The following is a 25969-nucleotide window of genomic DNA, read 5'->3' on the forward strand; positions in this document are numbered from 1 at the left end:
ACCGGTCGAAGAACTGTAGCCGGCCGCGTTGATGTTGGCCTGGACGGCGTTGTCGGTGGCGTCCGAGGGATATCCGGCGACGATGGCGCCCTCGTAGAAGGTCCCCAGGGACTGGTTCGTGTTGCCGTTGCAGCAGTCGCCGCCGCTGCCGAGTACGATCGCGCCCTGCTTCTTCATCGGGCTGTAGCCGGAAGGCAGGGCGCCGTCCCACAAGGTGGTCAGGCCTCCGGACTGCGCGTCGGCGCCCTTGATCGCGAATCTGGAGGTGCCGTTGTTCTTGAGCATCGCGGTGACGAACTTGCTGGTGAAGGCCCGCTGACTGGTGTTCCAGGACTGGCTGCCGCCCGAGTACAGTCCGTATTCGAGGTCGGCCTGCACCCAGGGGCCACTGCCCGAGCAGCCGCCGAACCAGCAGCTGGTACCGAAGTAGATGGCGTCCATCGCCCCGGCCCCGTCGGCCTTGCGGTCGGTCTCGCTGTTTCCGTAGTCGAAGCAGCAGCCGTTGTTGACGTGGGTACCACTCGTCACCATGTAGGCGCCCTCCGGAGCACTGCCGGTGGGGACGCCGGTGAGATGGCCGTCACGCCAGTAGCTGTTGCCCGGGTTGATGTACAGCGAGTAAGCCTTGCCCCCGCCGACCGTCAGTGACTCGGAGGTGGCGTTCGCCGGGGTGTCCGAGCCGCCCGCCCCGCCCGGGCCCTGGTACTTCAGGTCGTTGCCGTGGCCCGACTGGTCGTAGACGGTCGTGATCACGCATGAGGTGTTCGCGCAGAAGGAGTCCTGGGCGGAGGCGTCGGCGCGTCCTCCGGCGGCGACCACGCCGATGTCCTTGGTCGCGCTGTCCGACGAGCGCCGGACCTGGTAGAGACTGCCGGTATAGGCGGCGTAGAGCGCGCGGACCGTGCTGTGGGCCGCCACGCAGGGCGTGCCTCCGGCCGCGTAGATGTCGCATGACTGTTGTGCCGCGGCGTGCGACGTACCCGCGGCGCCCGTCAGAGCACCGGCGGCCAGCGCTAACGTCGCCCCGGCGCCCAGCAGACCGCGCCGGCAACGGCGCAGCCATGATCGGATCATGACGTTCCTCTCTCGTTCGTGAGGCCGCCGCGGTGGCGACCGTGGCGGGCCGGACCAGCCGGGGTGTTAGCGCTAACACTTTCCACCTCGGAGAATTGCCGCTTTCCGAAGAGGGGCGGCCCCTCGTTGAGGCCGTCGGAGAGCCCTGGCGTGTCCGACACGGGACGGCAGGTCCGACCTGTCGGTGGGGGCCACTTTCCCCCCGGGGTGCGGCATGAGCGGCGATGACGGGCCGCTTCCACGGTCGAACGTCCCATGCACTCCTAGGGATCCCACGAGTCCGGCGGCGTTGTCAAGAAGTGCGGCGCGGTGTGGGTAACGGAAGACGACGGGTGCCGCAGAGGTGGCGAGGAGGTTCCGAAATTTTTCGTACTGATTGCCGCCCTCGCGGCGGCTCGTGCTGAGTCTGCCTGCTCGTCCGGACGCGCCGGGAGTCACCAGTTGTTTGTGTGAGACGTATTGACGCAGTCCGGCGGTCGACCTAGGGTGCCCGAAACGATCGCAACGAGCGCGAAAAAGTTTCGCTCCAGGTGTGTGGGCCAGGGTGTTGAAACCGGACAACTCCGGGTTCACGCACGCGATCTGTCGAGGTGTGAGGGACGGTGCCGTCGCCCTCTCGATTTCCCGGACGCGGGGGAGGGCCCATCGGTGTTACCGCTCACCTGCCCGAGGGGCGTACCGGCCCCCGATGCCAGGGCCCGTGCCCCACGCAGATGCCTCGGCACGACTGCCCAGGCGACCGGGACTGCTGTCCGGTAGCCGCCAGTCCATCGATGCCAGCTCAGGGAGTCTCCAGGATGAGAAGGAACGTACGCGGCGCCACAGCCCTCGCGGTCGGTGTGGGCCTCGCGCTCGCCGTCACCGGATGCGCCGGCGGCAGCGACGACGGCGGCAGCGGCGGCAGCAGCGGTTCGTCGGGTGGCAAGGTGACGGTCACGTTCTGGGAGAACGCATCGCCCGGGCCCGGCGCGGAGTACTGGAAGGTCGCGGCCAAGGCGTTCCAGGCACTCCACCCGAACGTCACGATCAAGATCCAGTACGTCCAGAACGAGGACTTCGACGGCAAGCTGCAGACCGCGCTCAACTCCGGCTCCGCACCGGATGTCTTCCTGCAGCGAGGCGGCGGCAAGATGCAGGCCATGGTCGACGCCGGTCAGCTCCAGGCGCTCGACCTCACCGCCGCCGACAAGGCGAACACCGGCGCGGCGGCGCTCGCAGCCGGGACGGTCGACGGCAAGGTGTACGGGATGCCGATCGACACGGCACCCGAGGGCATCTACTACAGCAAGGACCTCTTCCAGCAGGCCGGCATCACCTCACCCCCGGCGACGATGGACGAACTCCAGGCCGACGTGGCGAAGCTGAAGGCGACCGGTGTCGCGCCGATCGCGGTCGGCGCCAAGGACGCCTGGCCGGCCGCGCACTGGTACTACAACTTCGCACTGCGCGAGTGCAGCCAGGACACGATGACGAAGGCTGCGAAGTCGCTGAAGTTCGACGACCCGTGTTGGACCAAGGCGGGCGAGGACCTGGCCTCGTTCATGAAGGTCGACCCCTTCCAGAAGGGATTCCTGACGGCCTCGGCGCAGCAGGGCGCGGGATCCTCGGCCGGCATGCTGGCGAACCACAAGGCGGCCATGGAGTTGATGGGCAACTGGGACCCCGGGGTGATCGCCGGGCTGACCCCGGACCAGAAGCCGCTTGCCGACCTCGGCTGGTTCCCCTTCCCCGCCGTGTCCGGCGGCCAGGGCGATCCGAGCGCGATCATGGGCAGCGCCGGCGTGTACTCGCTGTCCAAGAAGGCGCCCAAGGAGGCGTTCGAGTTCTTGGAGTTCCTTGTGACGAAGGAACAGCAGGAGGCGTACGCCAAGGCGTTCGTCGCAATCCCGGTGAACAAGCAGGCCCAGGGGGTCGTTACCGACTCCTACAGCATTTCGGCGCTGGAGGCATTCAACAAGGCCGCCTACACGATGCAGTTCCTCGACACCGAGTACGGCCAGAACGTCGGCAACGCCATGAACACCGCCGTGGTGAACATGCTCGCTGGCAAGGGGTCGCCCACCGACATCGTCAAGGACACCAACACCGCCGCCGAGAGGGGCTGAGCGACCAGTCCATGAGCGACACCCTGGGTACCGACGCGGCCGTCGGCCGCCAGTCGCGGGTAACGGCCGGGGCCAGGGGCGCTGCCAAGCTCCCGGCCCCGCCGCGAGCGACTGCGCGCCGCCGCGCCCGCGTCCGCTTGCGACTCGAGATCGCGCTGCTGTCCGCACCGGCGATCCTCATGTTCCTCGCGTTCGTGATCTTCCCGGTCGCGCTCGCCGCGTACTACGGGTTCTACCGGTGGCACGGCTACGGTGCGCCCACCGACTGGGTCGGACTGGGCAACTACCGGCTGATCCTCACCGATCCCGCGTTCCAGCAGGTCCTCAAGCACAGCTTCATGATCATGGGGCTCTCGCTGGTCATCCAGGGCCCGCTGGCGATCGGCCTCGCGCTCCTGCTCAACCAGAAGATCCGCGGCCGGTCCGCCATCCGGGTCCTGATCTTCGTGCCCTACATCATCTCCGAGGTCATCGTCGGCACCGGCTGGAGTCTCATGGCCCAGAGCGACGGAGCGATCAACGACCTGCTGCGGCACATCGGACTGGGCGCGCTGCAGGCGGACTGGCTGTCGGACCCGAAGCTGGCCATCTGGACACTGATGGCCATCATCTCCTGGAAGTACATCGGATTCGCGGTGATCTTGATGCTCGCCGGGCTGCAGTCGATCCCCCAGGAGCTCTTCGAGGCCGCCGCGATCGACGGGGCCTCGTACTGGCAGATCCAGCGCCGGATCACCCTGCCGCTGCTCGGGCCGACGATCCGCATCTGGGCGTTCCTGTCTATCATCGGCTCGCTGCAGTTGTTCGACCTGGTCTACATCATCTGGGGCCAGTACGTCTCCGGGACGGCAGGTACCTCGACCATGGCGATCTACATGGTCGCCCAGGGCCGCAACGCCGGCAACTACGGCTACGGCAGCGCCATCGCCGTCGTGATGTTCCTGATCTCGCTCGTTGTCGCGCTGGTCTACCAGCGCTTCGTCCTGCGCCGCGACCTGCGCGGCGCCGTGGCGGAAGGAGCCGTCCGATGAGCGCGACGACCGCCAGGTCCTGGTTCCCCGCGGGCCCGGGGGCGCCCGCCGGACGGGGCGCGGTCGGTGACAGACCACAGAAGTGGGGCCACCCTGTCACCTACTTCGTCGCCCTGCTCTTCATCGGCGTCTGCATCGCGCCGGTCCTCTACATCGTGCTCGGCGGCTTCCGCACCAACTCGCAGATCACCACGAGCCCGGCGGGCCTGCCGCATCCCTGGGTCATCGGCAACTACGTGGACGTCCTGAAGTCGAACAGGTTCTGGGGCGAGTTCGCAAACTCGCTGATGGTCGCGCTCGCAAGCACGCTCGGCATCGTCGTCCTCGGGCTGATGGTGAGCTACGCCATCGCGCGCTACGACTTCCGGCTCAAGGGCGCGATGTACTCCCTGTTCGCCGCGGGTCTGATGTTCCCGATGGTCATCGCGATCACCCCGCTGTACATCGTCGTCAAGGACCTCGGCCTCGTCGACAACCTGCTGGGTGTGATCGTCCCGCAGATCGCCTTCGGCCTGCCGACGACCGTCATCATCCTGGTGCCGTTCCTGCGGGCCATTCCCGACGAGATCGAGGAGGCCGCCGCGATCGACGGGGCGAGCCGGCTCGGGTTCTTCGTCCGCATGGCGGTTCCGCTGTCGCTGCCCGGCGTGGTGACGGTCGGCATCCTGGCGTTCATCGGCAGCTGGAACAACTACGTCCTGCCCCTCTACATCCTCAACTCGCAGGCCAACTTCACCTTGCCGCTCGGCGTCCAGGCGTTCTCCTCGCAGTACTCCACGGACACCGCGAAGGTCCTGGCGTTCACCTCCCTGGCGATGCTGCCGGCGCTGGTCTTCTTCTCGGTATTCGAAAAGCGGATCGTCGGCGGTCTCACCGGCGCCGTCAAGGGATGAAGCCACCCGGGGGGGCTGTCCGCACGGACCGGGCGGCGCGTCCCCGCCTGCGACGACTACTGCTTCCACCAGGTCTACGACTGCACCGGCCACGCCCCTCATGAGTGGGCCCGCGTCCCTGACCCGTCCGGGCCGGCGCGGTGTACCAGCGGCCTCGGCCGGTGTTGCCAAAGTGCCCGGCGACATGGTCCCGTACTCCTCCGGGTGCCCGGCCGTGTCCGCCCGTCATGTCACGGGCGGACACGGCCACCGCCGGGATCGAGCCGCTCGGCCAGGTGGCGGACGGCGGGCAGCCCGGCGTGCACGCCGGCGCGCTCCCGCGTCGCCGATGCCGGCTCAACCGGCGTAGGTCTCGTACTCCGCGACCTCGGGTGTGCCGTTCGAGCCGGTGATCTCGAAGGTGATCTTGCGGAGCGAGGTGGCGGCGAAGGTGATGGCTCCGGCCCCGGTCCCTGAGGCGAGTACGGCTCCGGTGTCGTGGTCGACGACCCGCCAGGAGCCGATGCGGCCCTCGGTGCCCGATGCCTCGCGGATGCGGATCGCGGACACGGTGACGGGGGAGGGCCACTTGACGGAGAGGGAACCGGTCGACCCGTTCGGCGACCAGTAGGTGCTCATGTCGCTGTCGATAGCGTTGCCGTAGCTCGTGCCGCCGCCCTTGCTCGAGCCGTCCGCGCCGGCGCCGATGCTGAGGTTGGTCCCGCTCGGCTGGGTCGGCGGGGCGGTGGGTCCCGTGGTGGTGGGGGTCGCCGTCGGCGTGGGCGTGGTCGGCTGCGAGGTGGGGACCGAGCAGTTGCCGTCCGAGACCTTCAGACCCTTGCCCGCGCCGGCGGTCCGGCCCACGATGTCCGGCACGCAGCTTGCGGCGTCCAGCGCGTAGGGGTACGGGATGGTGACCGTGGTGTTGGACTGCGGGTCGGGTCCCGCGGGGTGGTTCTCACTACCGGGCGCCGTCCAGGTCACGTTGTCGTAGATGTTGCCGCTGACCTGCCAGTAGCCGAGTTCGTCGGTGTAGAAGGTGCCCAGGACGTCGCGGGAGTCCTTGAAGTAGTTGTTGTCGACTCTGGCGTGGCCGCCCATCCGGGAGTTGATGCCGGACTTCGTCAGGCCCACGTAGTAGTTGTCGTAGCTGTGGGTGGTGCCGCCGCGCAGCAGGGGAGTGCGGGAGTCGATGTCCTGGTAGAGGTTGTGGTGGAAGGTGATGAAGCTGCTGCTGAGGTCGCTGTCGCTGTGCCCGATGAGGCCGCCGCGGCCGGAGTCGCGCAGGATGCTGTACGACAGGGTGACGTACTGGACGTTGTCCTTGAGGTCGAACAGACCGTCGTATCCGTCGTCCTCCCCGCCCGACGCCTCCAGGGTGGCGTGATCGACCCAGACGTTGTGGACGTCGGATTCCATGCCGATGGCGTCCCCGCCGTTGGACGTCGGTGTGCCGGACTTCTTGACGTTCCTGACCGTGACGTTCTGGATGATGATGTTGCTGGACTCGCGGACGTGGATGCCCAGCTGGTCGAACACGGCGCCGCCGCCGACTCCGACGATCGTGACGTTGCTGATCTTCTTCAGGTCGATCTCGTCGTCGGCGGTGTCGCAGCTGCTGCCCGAGACCGAGCTGGTGTTGCCGTGGTTGACGGTTCCCTCGACCTCGATGGTGATCGGGGTGCTGCTGCTGGCCCGGTTGCACAGGGCGGCGTTGATCTCGGTCCCGGTGGTGGCGCGTACCGTCTGGCCGCCCGCGCCGCCGGTGGTGCCGCCGTTCATGGTCGCGTAGCCGGTGGCGCCGGTGGCGGCGGCCGATGCCTGGGGCATCAGCAGGACCACGCCGGTGACGGCCGCCAGGGCTGTCGTGGTCGCCGCCGCACAGAGCCGTATCGCGGTGGGTCGTTTCATGCTCGTCCTCTCGGTCCTCTCGTTCGCCGCGCAAGCGCCGGTCGGTGGGCGCTGCGGGCCGTGGGGGGTGGAGCGGGCGGCCGGGCCAGGCCGGCCGGGGTGCCGGCCGGCCCGGCCGCGGGGGGTTACGGCGTCACCGTCCTGCCGCCCAGGGTGACGACGAGCTTGCCGTCCGAGGCGAAGGACCAGCCGAGGGCTCCGCTGTATGCCGAGCACTGCGAGCCGTTGGTGCCGGACCAGAACTGGTCGGAGCTGTCGGTGTCTCCGACGACCTTGTCGTTGGAGCCGCCCGACGCGAACCGGCACGAGGTGTCGTTGCGGAAGACGGAGGCACCGGTCTCCCAGTGGAAGTTGCGCTCGGAGTTGTCGATGCTGACGTTGTTCGTGACGGTCATGTCACCGGGGTTGCTGTTGTAGGTGAACCCGTCGTGGCCGTTGCCGTAGGCGATGTCGTGGCGGACCGCGTGGTCGACCGCGATCTTGTCGCCGCCGAGCTTGAAGCCGTTGCGGTCACCGGCGTCGTTCTGCTGCCCGTTGCTGAGGGTGCCGTTGCGGTAGGAGAGGGAGTACTCGATGGTGACGGCGCCGATGGGGCCCGTCTCGGTCTTGGTGAACAGGTCCCAGCCGTCGTCGATGTTGTTGTGGGAGACGTCGTAGCGGAAGACGTTTCCGGCACCGGAGGTGAGCTTGGCCGCGAAGCCGTCGGCGTCCTCGCCGTCGGAGTCGGAGTTGTCGTGCGACTCGCAGCTGAGGACGAGGTTGTCCGCCGGCCACTGGCTCTGGGGGGTGGTGGAGGCGATCCGGGAGATCTGCAGCCCGGTGTCGTGGTTGTAGGCCGTGACCGTCCGCTCCACGATGTTGTGGCTGCCGCCGATGAAGATGCCGTTGTCACCGGCGTGCTGGACGACGATGCCGTACACGTGCCAGTAGTCGCCGTCCAGTTCGAGGCCGCGGTTCGCCGAGTCCTCGCTCTGGGCGGAGAAGTCCAGTACGGGCGTCTCGCCGGGGTAGGCGGACAGCAGGGTGCGGGCGGCGGCCGTCCCGTTGTTGCCCTGTGCGACCACGACGGTCTGCGCGTACGCGTACGTGCCGCCGCGCAGGTAGATCGTCCCGCCGGGGCCGACCCGGCTGACCGCCGAGGCGAGCGTGGTGGGGTCCGACTGCGTCCCGGCAGCCGCGGAGGTGCCGCCGGGTGCCACGTAGATCGCGCCGGTGGTGGGCGGAGCCGTGGTGGGCGGAGCGGTGGTCGGTGGGGCAGTGGTCGGGGCGGTGGTCGGCGGTGAGGTGGGACCGGTACCGCCGGTCGCGGTGAGCGTCCAACGCTTCGTGGCGACGCTGTCGCAGGAGTTGGTCTGCACGAGTGCGCCCGCCGAGGTGGAGTTGTCCTTGATGTTCATGCACTTGCCGCCGTTGGCATTGGCGACCCGGTAGCTGCCGCCGTCGGCGGTCAGCGTCCAGGTCTGGCTCGCCGCACCGGTGCAGGTCTCCTGCCGGATCGGTGCGCCCGCGTTGGTCCTGGCGTCCTGGACGCCCACGCACAACCCGCTGGAAACCGAGCTGAGCGTGTACCCGCCGCTGACGGCGGTCAGCGTCCAGCGCTGGTTGCTGCCGTTGGCGCAGGTCTGCTGCTGCAACTGGACGTTCACGGCACCGCTGGAGCCGGGCACGTCCAGGCACAGCGAGCTGCCGGTGTTGGTCAGCGTGTACGTTCCGGCGCCCACGGCTGACGCCGCTCCGGCTGCGTGGGCGGGCACGAAGGCCAGGCAGACGGCGGCGGCTGTCGCGGCCGTCGTGCCACCCGCGATGCCGGCGGCCTTGCGCCGGCGCGACCCGAGGCGCCGGGGGGCGTGCCTGGACGGGGGGTGGTCTGCTGAGTTCATGGAGTGACTCCGTTTCACCGATACGGAAGCGTTCCCCCATGGGGCAGGTGCGACGTCCACCGCCAAGGCGGTGGGGCGTCGCGGAGCCGCGGACGGCAGGGTTCGGTCTGCTCCGCCGGCGCGAGCGCCGGACAGCCGGCGGCAGTGCGGACACGGCTCAGGTCCCCGGCGCGGTGGGGGGACGCGCCGGGTGTGCTCATGGCCGAGACCGGTAGGCGTGGACCACGGAAAAGTGGCGTCACATACATGACATGCTGTATACGACGCACTGGAGCACGGCCGAAGCTACGAGCCCGCTGACGGCATGTCAAGGCACCGGACCGACCTTCCCGCCCGGGCGTAAAGATCGCAGGTCCGCGCCAGGACCGCAAACCTACGCATCGACACACGTTCGACCAGGAGCTCCGCACGAAGTCGTGCGCATGGCATTGACGGCTTCCCGGGGCGCCCCTACGGTGACACCCCATGCAGCCCCTGTCGTACGTGATATATGATCCGTCGCCGATCATGCCGCCGGCAGCGCTTCCCGGAGGCACCACGCGTATGAGAGAGCGGCCCGGCCCACGGAGGAGAGCCCTATGAGCAGCACTCAGGCGCGCCCGTACCCGGCCGAGGCACGATCCGGCAGCGAGCACACGGTCCCCGCAGCGCAGGCGGCTCGTATGCGCAGACGGCGGCGGCGCCGGGAGACGCTCACCGCCTACCTCTTCCTCGCACCCTGGTTCGGCGGGCTGCTGTTCATCACCGTGGGCCCGCTCCTGGCCTCCTTGTACCTGTCGTTCACCGACTACAGCCTCATCGGCGGCTCGCGCTGGGTCGGCCTGGACAACTACACCCGGATGTTCACCGACGACCCGCGGTTTCTGAAGGCGCTGCAGAACACCACCGTCTACGTCTTCGTCTCGGTGCCCCTGCAACTGACCTTCGCCCTGCTGCTGGCCCTGCTGCTGGACCGGGGCGTGCGGGGCCTGGCGATCTACCGCTCGATCTACTACCTGCCCTCGCTGTTCGGCAGCAGCGTGGCCATAGCCGTGCTGTGGCGGAAGGTCTTCGGTGACGACGGCCTCGTCAACCACTTCCTCGGCCTGTTCGGGATCAGCGGCCACAGTTGGATCGGCGACCCCTCCACGGCGCTGTGGACGATCGTCGTCCTGAACGTGTGGACGTTCGGCTCACCGATGGTGATCTTCCTGGCCGGACTCCGGCAGATCCCGGTCAGCTACTACGAGGCCGCCGGCATCGACGGGGCCGGTAAAATGCGCCAGTTCTTCCACATCACACTGCCCCTGCTCACACCCGTCATCTTCTTCAACCTGATCCTGCAACTCATCCACGCCTTCCAGTCCTTCACCCAGGCATTCGTGGTCAGCGGGGGAAACGGAAGCCCGTCGGACTCCACGCTCTTCTACACGATGTACGTCTACATCAAGGGCTTCAACTCCTTCGAAATGGGCTATGCCTCGGCGATGGCCTGGTTCCTGGTGCTGATCGTCGCCTGCCTGACGGCACTGAACTTCCTGATGTCGAAGTACTGGGTGTTCTACGGTGACAACTGAGGAGGCAGTCATAAAAGCCGCACGAGCCGGCCTGAACGACACACTGATGGCGAGAATCCTGCTCTCGCTCCGCGGGAAGAAACTCCTGGTCCATCTCGGCCTCGGCCTCTTCGGGCTGGTAATGCTCTATCCGCTGCTGTGGATGGTCTCCAGTTCCTTCAAACCCGACGGGCTGATCTTCCGCGAGCAGGGACTGATCCCCACCAGCGTCACCGGGCGGAACTACGCCGAGGGCTGGAACGCGCTGAGCAGCCCGTTCAGCCACTACGTGGTCAACTCGCTGATCGTCACGGGCGGCGCGGTCCTGGGGAACCTGACGGCCTGCTCGCTGGCCGCGTACGCGTTCGCCCGCATGGAGTTCCCGCTCAAGCGCCTGTGGTTCGCAGTGATGCTGGGCTCGATCATGCTGCCCGTGCAGGTGGTGATCGTGCCGCAGTACATCCTCTTCAAGCAACTGCACTGGATCAACACGTTCTACCCGCTGATCGTGCCGAAGTTCCTGGCCACGGACGCCTTCTTCGTCTTCCTCATGGTGCAGTTCATCCGGACCCTCCCGCGTGATCTGGACGAGGCCGCACGGATCGACGGGGCCGGCCACTGGCGTGTCTTCAGCCGTATCATCCTGCCGCTGTCGCTCCCGGCGCTGGCCACCACAGCCATCTTCACCTTCATATGGACCTGGAACGACTTCCTCGGCCAGTTGATCTTCCTGACCGAACCCGAGAAGCAGACCGTGCCGGTCGCTCTCCGCACTTTTCTCGACTCCACGGGCCAGTCGTCCTGGGGGCCGATGTTCGCGATGTCGGTGCTCTCTCTCGGCCCCATCTTCGGATTCTTCCTCGCGGGTCAGAAATACCTGGTCCGCGGTGTTGCCGTCACCGGCCTGAAATAGCCGCCGGCCGCCTGGCACCCGCCATCGCCGCCGGACCCGTTCCGGGCGGAACTCATCGAAGGAGAGATGTCCGTGCTTCACCAGCAGAAGAGAACGACAAGACTGTGCGTGGCGCTGGCGGTCGCCGGCGGAATGCTCGCCATCGCCGCCTGCGGAGGCGGCTCGGGGTCCGGCGGCGACGGCAAGGTCACGCTCCGCGTCAGCTGGTGGGGGGACGCCAGCCGCGACAAGATCACCGAGCAGGCCGTCGCCCTGTTCGAGAAGCAGAATCCGAACATCGAGATCAAGTCGTCGTACTCCGACTGGGGTTCGTACTACGACCAGCTCACCACGAAGGTCGCCGCCGGGGACACGCCGGACGTCTTCGCCATCGAGATCCGCAAGCTCGGCGAATTCGCCCGCCGGGACACGCTCGCCGACCTCAAGGGGCTGGTGAACACCGCGGACCTCGACCAGAAGCTGCTCACCAGCGGTGTCGTGGACGGCACCCAGTACGGCATCCCCACCGGTGCCAACGCCTTCGCCGTGATGGCCAACACCTCGGTGTTCAAGAAGGCCGGCGTCCCCATCCCGGACGACTCGTCCTGGACCTGGGAGGACTACCAGAAGGTGAGCGCCGAGCTCGGCGCGGCCGGCGGCAGCGGCATCTACGGTACCCAGCTCAACTTCAACGACGCCTTCCTGAAGGTCTTCGCCGCACAACACGGCGAACCCCTCTACAAGGACGGCAAGTTCGGCGTCTCGGCCGGCACCCTCGCCGACTGGTTCCAGCTCAGCGTGGACATGATCAAGGCCAAGGGCTCCCCGGACGCGAACCTCAGCAACGAGCTCGGCTCCGACAGCATCGAGCAGTCCCTCATCGGCACCAACAAGGGGGGCATGGGCATGTACTGGACGAACCAGCTCAGCGCCGCCAGCACCGCCTCGGGCGGCCAGATCGACCTGCTGCGGATGCCGCGGGACGCCGGGGCGACAACCGGCGGCATGTTCCTCCAGCCCACGATGTTCTGGGCGGTCGGCGCGCACAGCAAGCAGCAGAAAGCGGCCGGCAAGCTCGTCGACTTCCTTGTCAACGACCCGCAGGCGGCGAAGATCCTCGGCAGCGACCGCGGCCTGCCGATGAACAGCAAGGTCCTGGCGGAGATCCGCGACAGCCTTCCCGCGGCCGACCAGGCGTCGCTGGCCTACGTCGACAAGGTCCGCACCACGCTTGCCGACTCACCGACCGCCTATCCGAACGGCGCCGCCGACATCCCGGACATGCTCCAGCGCTACGGGCAGGACGTCATATCGGGCCACAAGACCCCCGAGGCCGCCGCCAAGGCGTTCCTGAAGGAAGCCGACAGCACGCTCAGCTGAGCTGCCGCCCGTCGACGCCCGGCGCGGCGCAGCTGCGCCCGGGCGTCGGCCGTTCGCCGCACCGGCCCGGCCGGCACGTCCGCCCCCGGGGCACCGCCGTCGAGAACCACTGTCGACGACCGCTGTTGAAGACCGCCGTTGAAGACCGCCGTCGAGGAGTTGTCTGTGAAGCCGTACGGGAAACGCCGCTACGCCGTCGTCGGGCTCGGCAACCGGGCGCGCATGTACGTCGACGCCCTGCTGGGCGACTGGAGCGACACCGGGGAGATCGTCGCGCTCTGCGACACCAACCGCACCAGGATGGACTACTACAACCGGCGCATCACGGCGTCGGGCCGCCCGCCGGTGCCGTGCTTTGCCCCATCCGACTTCGCCACGATGCTCGCGGGGGCCGACGCGGTGGTGGTGACCTCGGTGGACGCCACCCACACCCAGTACGTGTGTGCAGCGCTGGAGGCGGGGGTGGACGTCGTCGTGGAAAAGCCGCTCACGACCGACGCGGAGGGGTGCGCGGCCATCGAGACGGCCGCCGAACGCAGCGACGCCCGGGTCATCGTCACCTTCAACTACCGCTACTCGCCGCGCAATTCCGCGCTGCGCAGGCTCCTGGCCGACGGGGCCGTCGGCGAGGTGACCTCCGTGCACTTCGAATGGCTGCTGGACACCATCCACGGCGCCGACTACTTCCGCCGCTGGCACCGGGACAGGACACGCTCGGGCGGGCTGCTCGTGCACAAGTCCACCCATCACTTCGACCTGGTGAACTGGTGGCTGGCGGCGAACCCCGAACTGGTCTTCGCCCAGGCGGACCTGCTCTTCTACGGCGCCGAGAACGCCGCGAGGCGCGGACTGGGCCCGCGGCCGAAGCGGGGGGCCGGCGCGCCGGCGATCGGAAGCGACCCGTTCCTGCTGGACATGTCGCGCGACGAACGCCTCGCGCGGCTCTACCTCGACGCCGAGCACGAGGACGGCTACCACCGGGATCAGGACGTGTTCGGCGACGGGGTGACGATCGACGACACCATGGCCGTCCTGGTCCGCTACGACAACCGCGCGATCCTGACGTACTCGCTGCACGCCCACGCCCCCTTCGAGGGATACCGCGTGGCGGTGAACGGCACCGAGGGCCGGGCGGAACTGGAGGTCTGCGAACGCGCCTGGACGCCCCCGCACGCCGCCATCGACCCGTCGGCGAGGGCGAAGGAGCACGCCGAGGGAGCCTGGGAGCGGCTGTCCCTGCAACGGCACTGGGCCCGGCGGGAGGAGATCCCGCTGGACGGCACGGTGAGCCGCGGCAGGTCGGCGGGCGGGCACGGCGGCGGTGATCGGCTGCTGCTCGACGATGTGTTCCGCGGCCCCGGCGACGACCCGCTGGGCCGGCAGGCGGGATACCGCGACGGCATCCGCAGCGTGCTCGTGGGCGTTGCGGCAAGCGCCTCGGCTCGAACGCATGAGCCGGTAGGACTGGTGGAGAAGGGCACCTGCCTGCGATGACCCCGGCCGGTGTCAGAGCCGGTGAATCGATGCCGCCCTCGTGCTCCCAGCTGTGGCAACACCGCCGTCATATATGATGTGCCAGGATTCATGTCCATCGGAGAAGGAGCGCACGCACTCATCTCCCCCCTCGCACCGTAGGAGTCCCGACAGTGGCCGACATGGTTGTGCCTTTCGGCAGCGCACGTCCGGGGGTGCTACCACCCTCCCGTACCGAGGCAGTCCTGGAAACGATCAAGCACGCGATCCTGATCGGCGAGCTCAAGCCGGGCCAGGCGCTGGTCGAGGCCGAATTGGCGGAGCGGCTGGGCATCTCCAAGACCCCGGTACGCGAGGCGCTCAAGACGCTGGCCGGCTCGGGACTGGTGGAGATGCTCCCCTACCGGGGGGTCACCGTCCGGCGGGTGGACACAGCCCTGGCACGTGCCGTGTACGACATGCGGCTGCTGCTGGAGCCGGTGGCCGCCGCCCGGGCCACGGCGTCCGGGCGCGTGACGGACGAGGCCGCCTCGGCGCTGGACCTCGCCGACGGGGCGGAGGACGCCGCCGACCGGTCACTGGCCAACCGGGCCTTCCACCGTGCCCTGTACGCGGGTTGCGGCAACCCACTGATGGTGAAAGCCCTCGACGACCTGCGGGACCAGACGGCCCTGGTGTCCAGTGCGGCATGGTCCCGGCAGCCGTCCTGGGAGCAGGAGGCCCGTGAACACCGCGAGATCCTGGCTGCCGCCCGGGCCGGGGACTCCGATCTTGTCCGGGCCCTGATGCGCGGCCACATCAGCGCGTTCGTGGCGCGCAACTTCCCTGAGAGCGAAGTGGAGTAGGCCCACATATGACCGTGAAAGCGTATGAAAGCCCGGCACTCCTGGACGGCCTGCGCGCCAGGCTGGCGACAGTGGTGGCCGTCCCGGTGACGCCGTTTCGTCCCGACGGCGGTGTGGACTGGGACACTCATGCCGCGCTGATCCGGCACCTGATGGACAACGGCGTCGAGGTGGTCACTCCCAACGGCAACACCGGTGAGTTCTACACCCTCGACGCCGCCGAGACCCGCCGTGCCGTGGAGTCGACGGTGGCTGCGGCAGCCGGCCGCGCCGACGTGATGGCGGGCGTCGGACTGGACCTGGCCGGTGCCGTCGCCGCGGCCCGGCACGCCCGTGACGCCGGTGTCAGCTCGGTGATGGTGCACCAGCCGGTACACCCCTACCGCTCCGCCGAGGGATGGGTCGCCTACCACCGTGCCATCGCCGACGCCGTGCCCGAACTGGGCGTCGTGCCGTACATCCGCGATCCGCGCGTCGGCGGGGCGCAGGTGCGCATGCTGGCCGACCAGAGCCCGAACGTGATCGCCGTCAAGTACGCGGTCCCCGACCCGGTGCGCTTCGCCTCCGTGGCCCGGGACGCCGGGCTGCACCGCTTCACCTGGATCGCCGGCCTGGCGGAGCTGTCGGCACCCGGTTACTGGGCGGTGGGCGCCACCGGCTTCACGTCCGGCCTGGTCAACGTGGCGCCGCGCCTTTCCGGGGCACTCCTGCGAGCCCTGCGCGAGGGTGACTTCGACCAGGCGATGGCGGTGTGGGAAGCCGTGCGGGTGTTCGAGGAGCTGCGGGCGGCGGATGCCTCCGCGGACAACGTCAGCGTCGTGAAGGAGACGCTGGCCCAGCTGGGCATGTGCGGGCCCGAGGTCCGGCCGCCGTCCCGGGCGCTGCCCGAGGCGGTCCGGCGGCGGATCGCCGAGGTCATAGCCGCATGGCGCGCGGGCGGCTGGCTGTGAGCGGCGGCGGGCCGGTGGTGCTGCGCAGCGCGGCATGGTTCGGCGAGGGCGCCACGGGCGGCGACCTGCGTGCCTTCAGCCACCGCTCGCGGATGCGCCAACTCGGCTACCTGCCCGAGGAGCACCTCGGCAAGCCCGTCATCGCGATCCTCAATCCGTGGTCGGACATCAACCCCTGCCACATGCATCTGCGGGAGCGGGCCGAGCAGGTCAGACGCGGTGTGTGGCAGGCGGGCGGCTTCCCGCTGGAGTTCCCCGTCTCCACCATGTCGGAGACGTTCCAGAAGCCCACGCCGATGCTCTACCGCAACCTCCTCGCCATGGAGGCCGAGGAGCTGCTGCGCTCCTACCCCGTCGACGGCGCCGTGCTGATGGGGGCCTGCGACAAGACGGTCCCCGCGCTGCTGATGGGGGCCACGAGCGCCGGGCTCCCGTCGATCGTCCTGCCGTCCGGGCCGATGCTGCGCGGCCACTACCGCGGCCGTACCCTCGGCAGCGGTACCGACCTGTTCGCGTACTGGGACGAGCACCGCGCCGGCCGGATCGGCGAGTGCGAACTGGCCGAGGTCGAGTGCGGACTGGCACGCTCAGCCGGCCACTGCATGACGATGGGTACCGCGTCCACCATGACGGCGGCGGCCGAGGCGCTGGGGATGGCGCTGCCCGGCTCCTCCTCCGTCCCGGCGGTGGACAGCGCCCATCACCGGATGGCCGCCGCCTGCGGTGCCCGCGCCGTGGCGCTGGTGCGGGAGGGGCTGACCCCGGCGAAGGTGCTCACCCGGGCGGCCTTCGAGGACGCCGCGGCCACCGTACTGGCGTTGGGCGGCTCCACGAACGCGCTGATCCACCTGATCGCGATGGCCGGCCGGGCCGGGGTGGAGCTGTCCCTGGAGGACTTCGACACGATAGGCGCCCGGGTGCCGGTGCTGGCGGACGTACGGCCGGTCGGAGACCACCTGATGGAGGACTTCTACTACGCAGGCGGCCTCCCGGCGCTGCTGGCGCAGCTGGCGCGGGATCCCGGTGTGCTGCATCCCGAGCGGGAGACCGTCTCCGGAAGGCCGTTCGCCTCCTACTACGCCGATGCCGAGATCCGCTTGCCGAAGGTGATCCGCACCCGCGAGGACCCGGTCGCCCCCGAGGGCGGAGTGGCCGTGCTGCGCGGCAACCTGGCCCCCGGCCGGGCGGTCGTCAAGCACCTGGCGGCCGATCCGAAGCTGCTCACCCACACCGGTCCCGCCGTGGTCTTCGACTCCTACCGCGAGCTCAAGGACCGGATCGACGATCCGGCGCTCGGCATCACCGAGGACACCGTCCTGGTGCTCCGCGGCGCGGGACCGCTCGGTGGGCCGGGCATGCCCGAGTACGGGATGCTGCCGATCCCCGCCTACCTGCTCGAACGCGGCGTCAAGGACCTCGTGCGCATCTCCGACGCCCGGATGAGCGGCACCAGTTACGGCACCTGCGTCCTGCACGTCGCCCCCGAGTCGCATGTCGGGGGACCGCTCGCCCTGGTCCGCACCGGTGACCTGATCACCCTGGACGTGCCGAACCGGCTGCTGACCCTTGAGGTGCAGGACGAGGAACTGCGACGCCGCCGCGCCGCCTGGCAGCCGCCCGCCCCGCACTACGAGCGCGGCTACGGAGCGCTGTACGCCGAGCATGTCACGCAGGCCGACACCGGTTGCGACTTCGACTTCCTGTCCCGGCCGGGACGCAACCCGGAACCCGATCCGCGCTGAGCCCGCCGGCGCCGGGCCGCTCCCCGTGCGTCCCCGTCCCGGGGCCCGCGCCCGCGGGTGCCGCGCTCGGCCGACCGTACCGCGTACCCGACGAAGGGCACCCCGACCATGCCTCCAGCAGACGCACACCCCGCCCGGCAGCCGGCGGCCCGCGGACTCGACCGGGACCCGTCGACGGCGGCGTCCACCGGTACAGTCCTGCTGACCGGGGCGGCCGGCGCTGTGGGCACCTTCCTCCGGCGCGGCCTGCCGGCGCTCGGCTGGCACCTGCGCTGTCTCGACCTGGTGCGGCCCGCGCGGGACGACGGCCTGGAGTGGGTGACGGCCGACATCACACGTCCGGCGGAGCTGGCCGCTGCCATGGCGGAAGCCAGCGCGGTGGTGCACCTGGCGGGCATCCCCGGTGAGACCGGTTTCGACCGGCTGCTGCACACCAACATCGACGGCACCTACCGCGTCTTCGAGGCGGCCGTGCGGGCGGGCGTCCGCCGGTTCGTCTACGCCAGCAGCAACCACGCCGTCGGCCGCCACCGGGCCGGTGCGCCGCTGGACGGCGCCGCTCCGGTGCGTCCCGATTCGCTGTACGGGGTGAGCAAGGCGTTCGGGGAGGCGCTGGGAGCCTACGTCGCCGACCGGTTCGGCATGGCCGTGGCCGGCATACGTATCGGCAGCTGCTGCGAGCGCCCGACACGGCTGCGCCACCTGGCCACCTGGCTGAGTCCTGGTGACACCGTCCGGCTCGTCCACGCGATGCTCACCGCGCCGGGCCTGACCTACGCGACGGTGAACGGCGTCTCCGCCAACACCCGCGGCTGGTGGGAACTGGACAGCGCCAGGGCGATGGGCTACCAGCCGCAGGACGACGCCGAGGAGTACGCGCAGGAGCTGCTGGCCGGGTTCGGCGGTCCGCTCGCGGCAGACGACCCGGACGCGATGTACGCCGGCGGTCGCATGGCCGTCCCCGATCCGGCCGTGCCGGGAGGCGAACCGTCCGGCGGGTGTGCGGCGCCGCAGGCGTGACCCGGGCCGCGTCCGCGGCCACTTCGCCCGGCCGGTGCCGGCTCGCGGCTCAGGGCCGCGGGTGCGGCGGCGCGGGTGGGGTCGCGCTCGCGCGGAACAGCTCCCCCGCCTCGGCGGGGCCGAGTTTGCCGTCGGCGATCACCGTCACGACGCGCCGTGTGACGGGCTCGGCGGCGGACACCGTCAGCGGCTGCGCCCACGCCAGGCCGGAGCCGACGCCCGGATACTGCCCGGCTCGGACGAACCACGGGTCGGCCCCGCCGAGGAGCAGGGTCCAACCGTCACCGGCCATGCCCATCCATGCCGCATGGCGTCCGTGCACGGCCCGCTCGCCCTCCGCGCCGTCCGAGGCGTAGACCCGCGGCGGCCGGACGTGCTTGGGCGCACGCCAGAAGAAGCCGCCGTACCCCGCCCCGGGGCGGCCGTTCGCGGCCGGGCTCGCGAGACGCAGCGGCCGGCCCGTGGCGTTCGTGAGCGTGAAGGCCAGCTCCAGCCGCCAGGCGGTCGGGGACACCTCGCGCAGGCCCACCGTGCGCCGCTCCACGAGGAGCAGTTGCCCCTGCGCGGTCCAGGCGAGCTCTTCGTCGAACCCGGTGGCCGACAGCCCGACCCAGCGGGTGTGGCGCTGGACGCCGTGGTTGTCCAGCTCCGTCGGCCCCTGCCCGTGCACGAAGGTCCGCCCGCCCCAGAAGTTGTACCCCCCGAGGTCGGGAACGGCCACGCTCGCCCCCAGGTGGTGCAGGTGGTCGGCCGGCATCAGCTCCGTGACCTGTGTGCCGCCGAGCGTGGTCAGCGGATGGAGGTACGGACGCGGCGACAGCCTCGCGGGCAGATCCGGCTCGTGGACGTACGTCCCCACCGCGCGCGTACCGCAGCGAAGTTCCACGGGGCTCACCGGGAACGCACCCGGCCGGCCGCCGCCACGGCCCAGGGGACGTCGAGTTCGGTGAACAGCTGGAGGGACCCGGCCGCGGCCTCCACCGCGCTGTCGACGCCGTCGATCACCCGGCGAGGTGAGTGCCGGCCGGGGACGCTCTGCCACCACCGGTCGGGGACCGCCGACGGTTCGGGTGCGGTGCGCACCGCCTCGACGACTTTCGTGAACGCCCCGGTGGCGGACAGCGGCGCGATCAGTTCCGCGCGGTCCGCGACATGGTCGAGCAGGTTCTCCAGGAGATCGGTACGGCCGAAGAGCTGTTCGTCCGGACCGTGTCCTGCCCGCTGCACCAGCACCCGGTCCTGCTTGTACCAGAAGGTGATCCGGCCCCGCGTGCCGTGGACGACCACGTAGGGCTCGGCGGCCTGGCGCGCGCACAAGGTCGCGGCAACGGTGATCACCGTGCCGCGGGCGGTGCGGATCCGGACGCAGGAGGTGTCGTCGGCCTCGATGTCGTGCGCACGCAAGAGCTGCGTCTCGATCGCCACGACGTCCTGGGACCGGTCGCTCCTGTCGATCCGCAGCGCGGTGGCGACGGCATGGGCCAGCGGATTGGTGAGGACGCCGTCGACGACGTCGGCGCCTCCCAGCCGCCGACGCCCGGACCAGGCCGACCGGGTGAAGTAGTGCTCCTCACGGACCCAGTTGCCCGCCGCCCCGATGCCGCGCACCTCTCCGATCGCCCCGTCCTCGACGAGGGTGCGCACGGCCGCCACGGCATGCGAGCCGAACGACTGGAAGCCGACCTGGCACGCTCGCCCGGCGGCGTCCATGCCGTCGGCGAGCTCTTCGAACCGCGCCCAGGACGGCGCGGGCGGCTTCTCCAGCAGGACGTGCGCACCGTGCCGCGCGGCGGCCAGCGCCAGGGGGGTGTGGGTGTGTATCGGAGTGCAGACGATCGCCACGCGAGCCGCGGTCCTGTCGATCAGCGCCCCCAGGTCGCGGTCGAAGTCGGGGGCCCCGAGGCCGGCGGTGACCTCGTCCCCAGGAGGTTCGACGTCGCAGACGCCCACGAGCCGTACCGCCCCGCGGGGCACCAGCCTGCGCAAATTCTCCAGGTGCCACCGTCCGTGGCCATTCGCCCCCGCCAGGACCACGGAGATCTCTTCCATGCCGCTTCACTCCTCCACTTGGCTCGTACCGAGGCCGTGACCCGGCCGTATCCGGTCGGGGGCAGGGCGATCGCCACACGCGTTTCGGAGAGCCCGCACGGGCCGGAGGCCGGCCGCGGCTCCGGCAGCGTCCGCTCGGCAGCGGGCGAGCCAAGGACGGTTGCCGGGCGGCATCCGGACGGTGTGGCGGGCAGACCGCGGCCACGCGTGGCAACCGTGAGCGAGAACCCTCCCATGAGCCCAGATCATATATGACGTATGACGCGCCGAAAACAGGAGTGGTCCAACGGCGTGTCAACGGCGCGTTCTTGCGTCGCGTCCGAGCCGCTTCCGAAGGTGGGCGAAGCCGTGACCGACGCGGATGCGTCCGGAGGAAGTGGGCCCAACGTGATGTGCCGGTACCAGCCGACGTAGCGGCGGACCTCGTACTGGTCAGGGCCGCACTCGTTCTTCGCAGCCTGGAAGCAGTCCTCGATGGCCCGACACGCCCACTCGCCTGCGTGGCCGCACGGCATGTGGCGTGAGCCGCCGCCCAGTTGCGAAGCGACCACGGAGTTGGCGCATTCCGGCAGGTACGCCCGCCGGCCCGACTCACAGCGCGGCAAGGAGCATGACCGCCATGCCCAGGGCCATCGCACCGTGGCATCCGGCGTCCGCCGCCCGCAGGAGCACGGCGGTCTCCTGCGGGCGGCGGACCGGCGCGGAGGGCCCGGCGGCAGACGGCAGCTCCTGTAGCGCCGGGGTGAGCCGGGCCGAGCCCAGGGGCAGGGACAGCCACCACAGCCCCATGGCGACGAAGACCGCGAGGAGCACCACGGCCACGCCGAAGGAGGGCCCGTGGAGGCGTACGGACATACCACCGCCGGGGCCGGACATGGCCATCCCGGGCATGCCGTGCATCGATCCGGACCCTTCGGCGCCCGAAGGCGCGCTGCCCATCCCGTCGGACATCGCGAGCAGCATCCACGCCATCCCGCCCATCATCACGGAGTGGAGCACGGCGTGCGTGCCGGGGTGGCCGGCATCCGCCGGACGCCCGCGCCGGCTCCCGCGGGCGCGCCGCACGGCCACTGCCGCGAACCAGCTCGCGGCGAGGGCGAAGAAGACCGCCTGCGGCGTCGCCGGGACGTCCATCCCGGCGGGCCAGGCCATGACCGCCATCGCGACGCCCATCACGGCGTGAAGGGCGTGCGCCGCCCGCTCCGTCGCCGGCAGCCCGTCCGGGCGCAGTGCCCGCATCAGGCTCACGACGGTGACGACGGCGAGCATCGTGGTCAGGACCCAGCGCAGCCCGTGCGCGGCGATCACCGGGTGCCCTCCGCCGCCACGGGGCACGTCGCCGTCGCGCCCGCGGCCGGGCCGGCGCTCCCGAGCCGTCTGCCCCTGAGGAGGGCGGTGTCGCTCGCTGCCATACGGTCTCCTGTCCCTGCTCCTGCTCTGCCGAGCGATGCCGTGCAAGCGGCGAACCGTTCGCCCGCCCTCTTCATTCGTCGTGCCGACCGGGCAGGGAGTTCCGCGGGCGCGGAGCCGTCGCGCCCGTCCCGCTGCGGGTACGCCTTCGGTGGCGTCGGCGGCCCTCGTCACCGCCGGAACCGGCCGGGCACGCCGGCGTACGAGCAGATCGCCGGTGCGGTGCGGGCGGACCCGTCCGGCGGGCGGAACGGACGCGGTGTCATGATGGCCGGACCATGAGGCATTCGGGGCGGGCAGCCGCCGACGTACGACTACTGCGGGCCTCGGTGTTCGCGGTGGTGTGCGTCCTGCTGTCCGCGGCGGGGCACGCGGCGGCCGGCGGCGGCTTCCCGCGGCTGCCCGTCCAAGTGGCCGGATGGCTCGCGGTCATGGCGTTTGCCGCACCGCTGGCCGGGCGGCCACGGCCTGGGCGCGGCATCGCGCTCGGCCTGGGCGCCGGGCAGTTCGGGCTGCACACGCTGTTCTGCCTCGCCGGCGCCATGCCGCCGGCCGCCGCGGCGCCCGCGGCCGGTGGACGGGCCGGAGTTCTCGCGCTGGCCGACCGGCTTCGCTGCGGCGGCCCGACGCATCCCCTGACCTCTGCCCAGGCCGCCGCGCTGATCCGCGACGCGGGACTCGACCCCGCGCAGGCGGCCTCGTATTCCCCGGCTGCGGCCCACCACATGCCGGGCATGCCGATGACCTCCGCACCCGGGAATCTGCTGCACCTGCTGCCGTCGCCGGAGATGGCCGCAGCCCACCTCCTTGCCGCGGCGGTGCTGGGGCTCGTGCTCTGGCGGGGGGACGCGGCCTTGTGGGCGCTGCTGTCCGGGCCGCTCCAGACCCTCGCCCCGGCGCTCTTCGTCCTCGTACCGGCCGCGGTCGTCGCGCACGCCGCGCACGCCGCGACGCGGCTGCTGGCGGCCGTCCGCCGCAGCCTGCGCCGTCACCGGGACGGTGTGCACGCCCGGCCGCCGACCCGCTGGGCGGTGCTCGCAACGGTGGTCCGCCGCGGTCCGCCGACCGCCTTCGCCGCAGCCTGAGCCGGAGCCGTCCCTGGAAGGGCGCGCTGTCGGCTGCTCCTGCGGCCGGACACATCCCCCTTCCCTTCACGTGAGAGCGGCCCAAGCCGCCCGCGTGCGTGCCGGCGTGGCCGCGGACGAGTGCCGCGGGGCAGCTGCCGTGCGCCGCCGGGGCGCCCTGCGCCCTCTCACGGACGTCCTCCTCCGAGGTTTCTCGATGCATCCCCGACCTGCCCTTGCCCTTGCCTGCGCCGGCCTTGCCGCCGCGGGCGCGCTCACCCTCTCCGCGTGCTCCTCCCGCTCCGGCGACTCCGCCGGCCAACCGCTCGCCGTCGTGTCCGCGCCGACCGACCCGTCCGCGCCTCCCGGGGCGATCTCCCTGGACACGCCGCTCGCCAAGCCCGACCTGGTGCTCACCGACCAGACCGGAAAGCCCTACGACCTCCGCAAGCGGACGGCCGGGCGGGCGCTGCTGCTCTACTTCGGCTACACCCACTGCCCGGACGTCTGCCCGACCACCATGGCCGACCTGGCGCTCGCCCTGCGCCGCCTGCCCTCCGGCACGGCGCGGCCCGACGTCGTCTTCGTCAGCACCGACCCGCAACGCGACACCCCCGGCCGCCTCAAGAGCTGGCTCGGCTTGATCGACACCCGCTTCACCGGCCTGACCGGCGACTTCGCCACCATCCAGCACGCCGCGCAGCGGCTCGGCATCAGCGTCCAGGCGCCGCAACGGCAGGACGACGGCAGCGTGACCGTCAGCCACGGCGCGGAGGTGCTGGCCTTCTCGCCCGCCGACGACCGGGCCCATGTGCTCTTCCCCTCGGGCACGCCGGAGGCCACCTACGCCGCCGACCTGCCGAAGGTCGCCGCCGGGCGGAACCGGTGACCGGCCGGAAGCCGGCAGAAGGGGGACGCGCATGCTGACGAAGGCGGTCGCGGCGGTGCTCGACGGGCAGTCCACGCCGGGGATGCCGGGGATGCCGGGGATGCCGGGCATGCCCGGGACGGGGGGACACGGCATGTCCGGGCCCATGTGGATGCCCACCGCCCCGCCGACTCCCGCGCGGCTGCTGGCCTGGCATCCGCAGCCGCTGCCGGTCGAGCCGGCGGTGTGCGCGCTCGCGCTGCTGCTCTACGCGGTCGCGGTCGTCCGGCTGCACCGGCGCGGTGACCCCTGGCCCGCCGGGCGCACCCTCGCCTGGACGGCGGGCGTGCTCAGCGTCGCCGCCGTGACCTGCACCGGCATCGGGGGTTACGCAATGGCCCTGTTCAGCGTGCACATGGTGCAGCACATGGTGCTGTCGATGCTGTCGCCGATCCTGCTGCTGCTCGGGGCGCCGACGACGCTGGCGCTGCGCGCCCTGCCGGCCGCCGCCCGCGGGCGGACCGGCCCGCGCGAGCTGCTGGTGCGGCTGCTGCACAGCAGGTTCACCCGGATCGTGTCGTCGCCGCTGTTCACGCTGCCGCTGTTCGTCGCGAGCCTGTACGGGCTGTACTTCACGCCGCTGTTCGACCGGGCGATGGGGTCGTGGCCGGGCCATGAGTGGATGCTCGCGCACTTCCTCGCCACCGGGCTGCTGTTCTTCTGGCCGATCATGGGCATCGACCCGGCGCCGCGGCGGCCCGCACACCTCATGCGGATGCTGGAGCTGTTCATCGGCATGCCCTTCCACGCCTTCTTCGGCATCGCGCTGATGATGGCGAGCAGCCCGCTCGTCGGCTTCTTCGCCCACCCCCCGGCCGGCTGGCACATCTCGGCGCTGGGCGACCAGGGCACCGGCGGCGGCATCGCCTGGGCGTTCAGCGAAGTGCCCACGCTGCTGGTGCTGTTGGCCCTGCTGGTGCAGTGGGCGCGCTCCGACAGCCGGGCCGCGGCCCGCGGCGACCGGCAGGCCGAACGCGACGACGACGCCGAACTCGCCGCCTACAACGCCTACCTGGCCCGGCTGGCCGGCGGTACGCCCGGATCGCCGTGAGGAGCCGGCGGCACGACCGCGGCACGAGGTCAGGCCGAGGCTTCCGGCTCGCCCGCGCGGCGGTCTTCGCCGCGCTGTGCGTCACGGTCAGCGGCCTCGGGCACTGCCTGATGTCCGGCTCCGGCGTGCCGGGCTGGGCGCTGGGCTACGCCTTCGCCTCCGTCACCGCCGCCGCCTGGTGGCTGACCGGCCGTCAGCGCGGCGGGGTCGCGGTGACGGGCGCGAGCGTGGCCACCCAGGGGCTTGTGCACCTGCTGTTCACGGTCGCCCAGGCGCTCGGGCCCGGCGGCCTGCCGCGCGGCGCGTCGACGGCCGCCGCCCACGGCCCGGGGGCGGCCGGCATGCGGGGCATGCACGAGTGGTCGCCGGGGATGCTGGCCGCGCACGCCGGCGCCGCCGTGCTCTGCGGCCTGTGGCTGTGGCGCGGCGAAGTGGCCGCGTGGCGGCTCGCGCGGCTGGTGGCGGCGCCCGTGGTGGCGCCGCTGCGGCGGGCCTGTTCCGCGTACGCGCTCGGCGCCGCCGTACGCGAACCCCGCAGGGTGGTGCCGGCCGCGCGGCCCCCGGTACGGGCGGGGGCGGGCGCCGTCCTGCGGCACGCGCTGGTACGGCGGGGTCCGCCGGCTGTCGCCGTGACGAGCTCACCGGCGCCCGGACCCCCGGGCAGGCCATTGCGCGGCCGGGCCCCTCGCGGGCCCGGCCGGGTCTGACGGGGCGTGCCGGGCGCGGCGCCGGGCCCCGCCGCGAGCGGGCGCACCCG

Annotated in this window: 21 protein-coding genes and 1 pseudogene; 15 read left to right on the top strand and 7 right to left on the bottom strand. The window is 71.0% G+C overall.

The features are described 5' to 3' along the window. Positions 1–1074 (bottom strand): arabinofuranosidase catalytic domain-containing protein (locus HCN08_RS23370; protein ID WP_167985186.1); only part of this gene is annotated, 1074 nt, incomplete at its 3' end. A 797-nt stretch (positions 1075–1871) separates the two neighbouring features. On the opposite strand from HCN08_RS23370, the gene HCN08_RS23375 reads away from it, so the two are divergent. From HCN08_RS23375 to HCN08_RS23385, 3 genes are all read left to right on the top strand, one after another. Further along, positions 1872–3179 (top strand): ABC transporter substrate-binding protein, encoded by a 1308-nt coding sequence (locus HCN08_RS23375; protein ID WP_167985187.1) that lies wholly within the window; start codon positions 1872–1874, stop codon positions 3177–3179. Between the two features lie 137 nt (positions 3180–3316). Next, positions 3317–4210, top strand: coding sequence for a carbohydrate ABC transporter permease (locus HCN08_RS23380; RefSeq protein ID WP_240970369.1), 894 nt, complete (start codon positions 3317–3319; stop codon positions 4208–4210). Continuing rightward, complete coding sequence (locus HCN08_RS23385; RefSeq protein ID WP_167985189.1) at positions 4207–5103, top strand: carbohydrate ABC transporter permease; 897 nt, start codon at positions 4207–4209, stop codon at positions 5101–5103. Before HCN08_RS23380 ends, HCN08_RS23385 begins: the two co-directional genes overlap by 4 nt. 336 nt (positions 5104–5439) lie before the next feature. Here the strand turns inward: HCN08_RS23385 and HCN08_RS23390 are convergent, their stop codons facing one another. Together HCN08_RS23390 and HCN08_RS23395 are read right to left on the bottom strand one after the other, a co-directional pair. Then, positions 5440–6993, bottom strand: coding sequence for a pectate lyase family protein (locus HCN08_RS23390; protein WP_167985190.1), 1554 nt, complete (start codon positions 6991–6993; stop codon positions 5440–5442). A 125-nt stretch (positions 6994–7118) separates the two neighbouring features. Next, on the bottom strand, positions 7119–8873 hold the full coding sequence (locus HCN08_RS23395; protein ID WP_167985191.1) for an RICIN domain-containing protein: 1755 nt from the start codon (positions 8871–8873) through the stop codon (positions 7119–7121). Between the two features lie 578 nt (positions 8874–9451). On the opposite strand from HCN08_RS23395, the gene HCN08_RS23400 reads away from it, so the two are divergent. The 8 genes from HCN08_RS23400 to HCN08_RS23435 all read left to right on the top strand — a co-directional run bounded on the left by HCN08_RS23400 (position 9452) and on the right by HCN08_RS23435 (position 18710). Next, on the top strand, positions 9452–10429 hold the full coding sequence (locus HCN08_RS23400) for a carbohydrate ABC transporter permease (RefSeq protein ID WP_167985192.1): 978 nt from the start codon (positions 9452–9454) through the stop codon (positions 10427–10429). 46 nt (positions 10430–10475) lie between these two features. Continuing rightward, positions 10476–11321, top strand: a complete 846-nt coding sequence (locus HCN08_RS23405; protein ID WP_167985319.1) for a carbohydrate ABC transporter permease — start codon at positions 10476–10478, stop codon at positions 11319–11321. Between the two features lie 66 nt (positions 11322–11387). After that, complete coding sequence (locus HCN08_RS23410) at positions 11388–12680, top strand: ABC transporter substrate-binding protein (protein WP_167985193.1); 1293 nt, start codon at positions 11388–11390, stop codon at positions 12678–12680. A 165-nt stretch (positions 12681–12845) separates the two neighbouring features. Beyond that, on the top strand, positions 12846–14174 hold the full coding sequence (locus tag HCN08_RS23415; RefSeq protein ID WP_322974632.1) for a Gfo/Idh/MocA family protein: 1329 nt from the start codon (positions 12846–12848) through the stop codon (positions 14172–14174). 161 nt (positions 14175–14335) lie between these two features. Beyond that, positions 14336–14998 (top strand): GntR family transcriptional regulator, encoded by a 663-nt coding sequence (locus tag HCN08_RS23420; RefSeq protein ID WP_167985194.1) that lies wholly within the window; start codon positions 14336–14338, stop codon positions 14996–14998. A gap of 8 nt (positions 14999–15006) precedes the next feature. Then, a complete protein-coding gene (locus HCN08_RS23425) occupies positions 15007–15948 on the top strand; it encodes a dihydrodipicolinate synthase family protein (RefSeq protein ID WP_167985195.1) in 942 nt (313 codons plus the stop codon). Beyond that, positions 15924–17690 carry an L-arabinonate dehydratase gene (gene araD, locus HCN08_RS23430; protein ID WP_167985196.1) on the top strand — a complete coding sequence of 589 codons (1767 nt, stop codon included), beginning with the start codon at positions 15924–15926 and terminating at the stop codon, positions 17688–17690. Before HCN08_RS23425 ends, araD begins: the two co-directional genes overlap by 25 nt. A gap of 108 nt (positions 17691–17798) precedes the next feature. After that, the gene (locus tag HCN08_RS23435; RefSeq protein WP_167985197.1) at positions 17799–18710 is read left to right on the top strand and encodes an NAD-dependent epimerase/dehydratase family protein; all 912 of its coding nucleotides are present in this window, start codon (positions 17799–17801) and stop codon (positions 18708–18710) included. A gap of 49 nt (positions 18711–18759) precedes the next feature. Here the strand turns inward: HCN08_RS23435 and HCN08_RS23440 are convergent, their stop codons facing one another. The 4 genes and pseudogenes from HCN08_RS23440 to HCN08_RS23450 all read right to left on the bottom strand — a co-directional run bounded on the left by HCN08_RS23440 (position 18760) and on the right by HCN08_RS23450 (position 22067). Next, on the bottom strand, positions 18760–19605 hold the full coding sequence (locus HCN08_RS23440) for a DUF6807 domain-containing protein (protein WP_322974633.1): 846 nt from the start codon (positions 19603–19605) through the stop codon (positions 18760–18762). Continuing rightward, a complete protein-coding gene (locus HCN08_RS23445; protein ID WP_167985198.1) occupies positions 19602–20759 on the bottom strand; it encodes a Gfo/Idh/MocA family protein in 1158 nt (385 codons plus the stop codon). The genes HCN08_RS23440 and HCN08_RS23445 overlap by 4 nt, the downstream gene beginning before the upstream one ends. Positions 20760–21004: 245 nt before the next feature. Then, positions 21005–21238: pseudogene (locus HCN08_RS37075) on the bottom strand (hypothetical protein); the annotation flags it as partial. Positions 21239–21350: 112 nt separating this feature from the next. After that, positions 21351–22067, bottom strand: coding sequence for a DUF5134 domain-containing protein (locus tag HCN08_RS23450; RefSeq protein ID WP_167985199.1), 717 nt, complete (start codon positions 22065–22067; stop codon positions 21351–21353). Between the two features lie 380 nt (positions 22068–22447). Between HCN08_RS23450 and HCN08_RS23455 the strand changes: the two genes are divergently transcribed. The 4 genes from HCN08_RS23455 (at position 22448) to HCN08_RS23470 (ending at position 25919) form a co-directional block, all read left to right on the top strand. Next, complete coding sequence (locus HCN08_RS23455; protein WP_167985200.1) at positions 22448–23254, top strand: hypothetical protein; 807 nt, start codon at positions 22448–22450, stop codon at positions 23252–23254. A gap of 196 nt (positions 23255–23450) precedes the next feature. Then, on the top strand, positions 23451–24122 hold the full coding sequence (locus HCN08_RS23460; protein WP_167985201.1) for an SCO family protein: 672 nt from the start codon (positions 23451–23453) through the stop codon (positions 24120–24122). Positions 24123–24231: 109 nt separating this feature from the next. Next, on the top strand, positions 24232–25212 hold the full coding sequence (locus tag HCN08_RS23465) for a cytochrome c oxidase assembly protein (RefSeq protein ID WP_407648874.1): 981 nt from the start codon (positions 24232–24234) through the stop codon (positions 25210–25212). Further along, positions 25209–25919, top strand: a complete 711-nt coding sequence (locus tag HCN08_RS23470) for a hypothetical protein (RefSeq protein WP_167985202.1) — start codon at positions 25209–25211, stop codon at positions 25917–25919. Before HCN08_RS23465 ends, HCN08_RS23470 begins: the two co-directional genes overlap by 4 nt. The last annotated feature ends 50 nt before the right edge of the window (positions 25920–25969 follow it).

Source organism: Actinacidiphila epipremni, assembly GCF_012034175.1.
GTDB lineage: Bacteria > Actinomycetota > Actinomycetes > Streptomycetales > Streptomycetaceae > Actinacidiphila > Actinacidiphila epipremni.

Excerpts from the sequence above, each read along its gene's own strand:
- HCN08_RS23375 (WP_167985187.1), top strand. The coding sequence starts at position 1,872 with ATGAGAAGGAACGTACGCGGCGCCACAGCCCTCGCGGTCGGTGTGGGC.
- HCN08_RS23385 (WP_167985189.1), top strand. The coding sequence starts at position 4,207 with ATGAGCGCGACGACCGCCAGGTCCTGGTTCCCCGCGGGCCCGGGGGCG.
- HCN08_RS23390 (WP_167985190.1), bottom strand. The coding sequence starts at position 6,993 with ATGAAACGACCCACCGCGATACGGCTCTGTGCGGCGGCGACCACGACA.
- HCN08_RS23395 (WP_167985191.1), bottom strand. The coding sequence starts at position 8,873 with ATGAACTCAGCAGACCACCCCCCGTCCAGGCACGCCCCCCGGCGCCTC.
- HCN08_RS23400 (WP_167985192.1), top strand. The coding sequence starts at position 9,452 with ATGAGCAGCACTCAGGCGCGCCCGTACCCGGCCGAGGCACGATCCGGC.
- HCN08_RS23405 (WP_167985319.1), top strand. The coding sequence starts at position 10,476 with ATGGCGAGAATCCTGCTCTCGCTCCGCGGGAAGAAACTCCTGGTCCAT.
- HCN08_RS23410 (WP_167985193.1), top strand. The coding sequence starts at position 11,388 with ATGTCCGTGCTTCACCAGCAGAAGAGAACGACAAGACTGTGCGTGGCG.
- HCN08_RS23420 (WP_167985194.1), top strand. The coding sequence starts at position 14,336 with ATGGTTGTGCCTTTCGGCAGCGCACGTCCGGGGGTGCTACCACCCTCC.
- HCN08_RS23425 (WP_167985195.1), top strand. The coding sequence starts at position 15,007 with ATGACCGTGAAAGCGTATGAAAGCCCGGCACTCCTGGACGGCCTGCGC.
- araD (WP_167985196.1), top strand. The coding sequence starts at position 15,924 with ATGGCGCGCGGGCGGCTGGCTGTGAGCGGCGGCGGGCCGGTGGTGCTG.
- HCN08_RS23435 (WP_167985197.1), top strand. The coding sequence starts at position 17,799 with ATGCCTCCAGCAGACGCACACCCCGCCCGGCAGCCGGCGGCCCGCGGA.
- HCN08_RS23445 (WP_167985198.1), bottom strand. The coding sequence starts at position 20,759 with ATGGAAGAGATCTCCGTGGTCCTGGCGGGGGCGAATGGCCACGGACGG.
- HCN08_RS23455 (WP_167985200.1), top strand. The coding sequence starts at position 22,448 with ATGAGGCATTCGGGGCGGGCAGCCGCCGACGTACGACTACTGCGGGCC.
- HCN08_RS23460 (WP_167985201.1), top strand. The coding sequence starts at position 23,451 with ATGCATCCCCGACCTGCCCTTGCCCTTGCCTGCGCCGGCCTTGCCGCC.
- HCN08_RS23465 (WP_407648874.1), top strand. The coding sequence starts at position 24,232 with ATGCCCGGGACGGGGGGACACGGCATGTCCGGGCCCATGTGGATGCCC.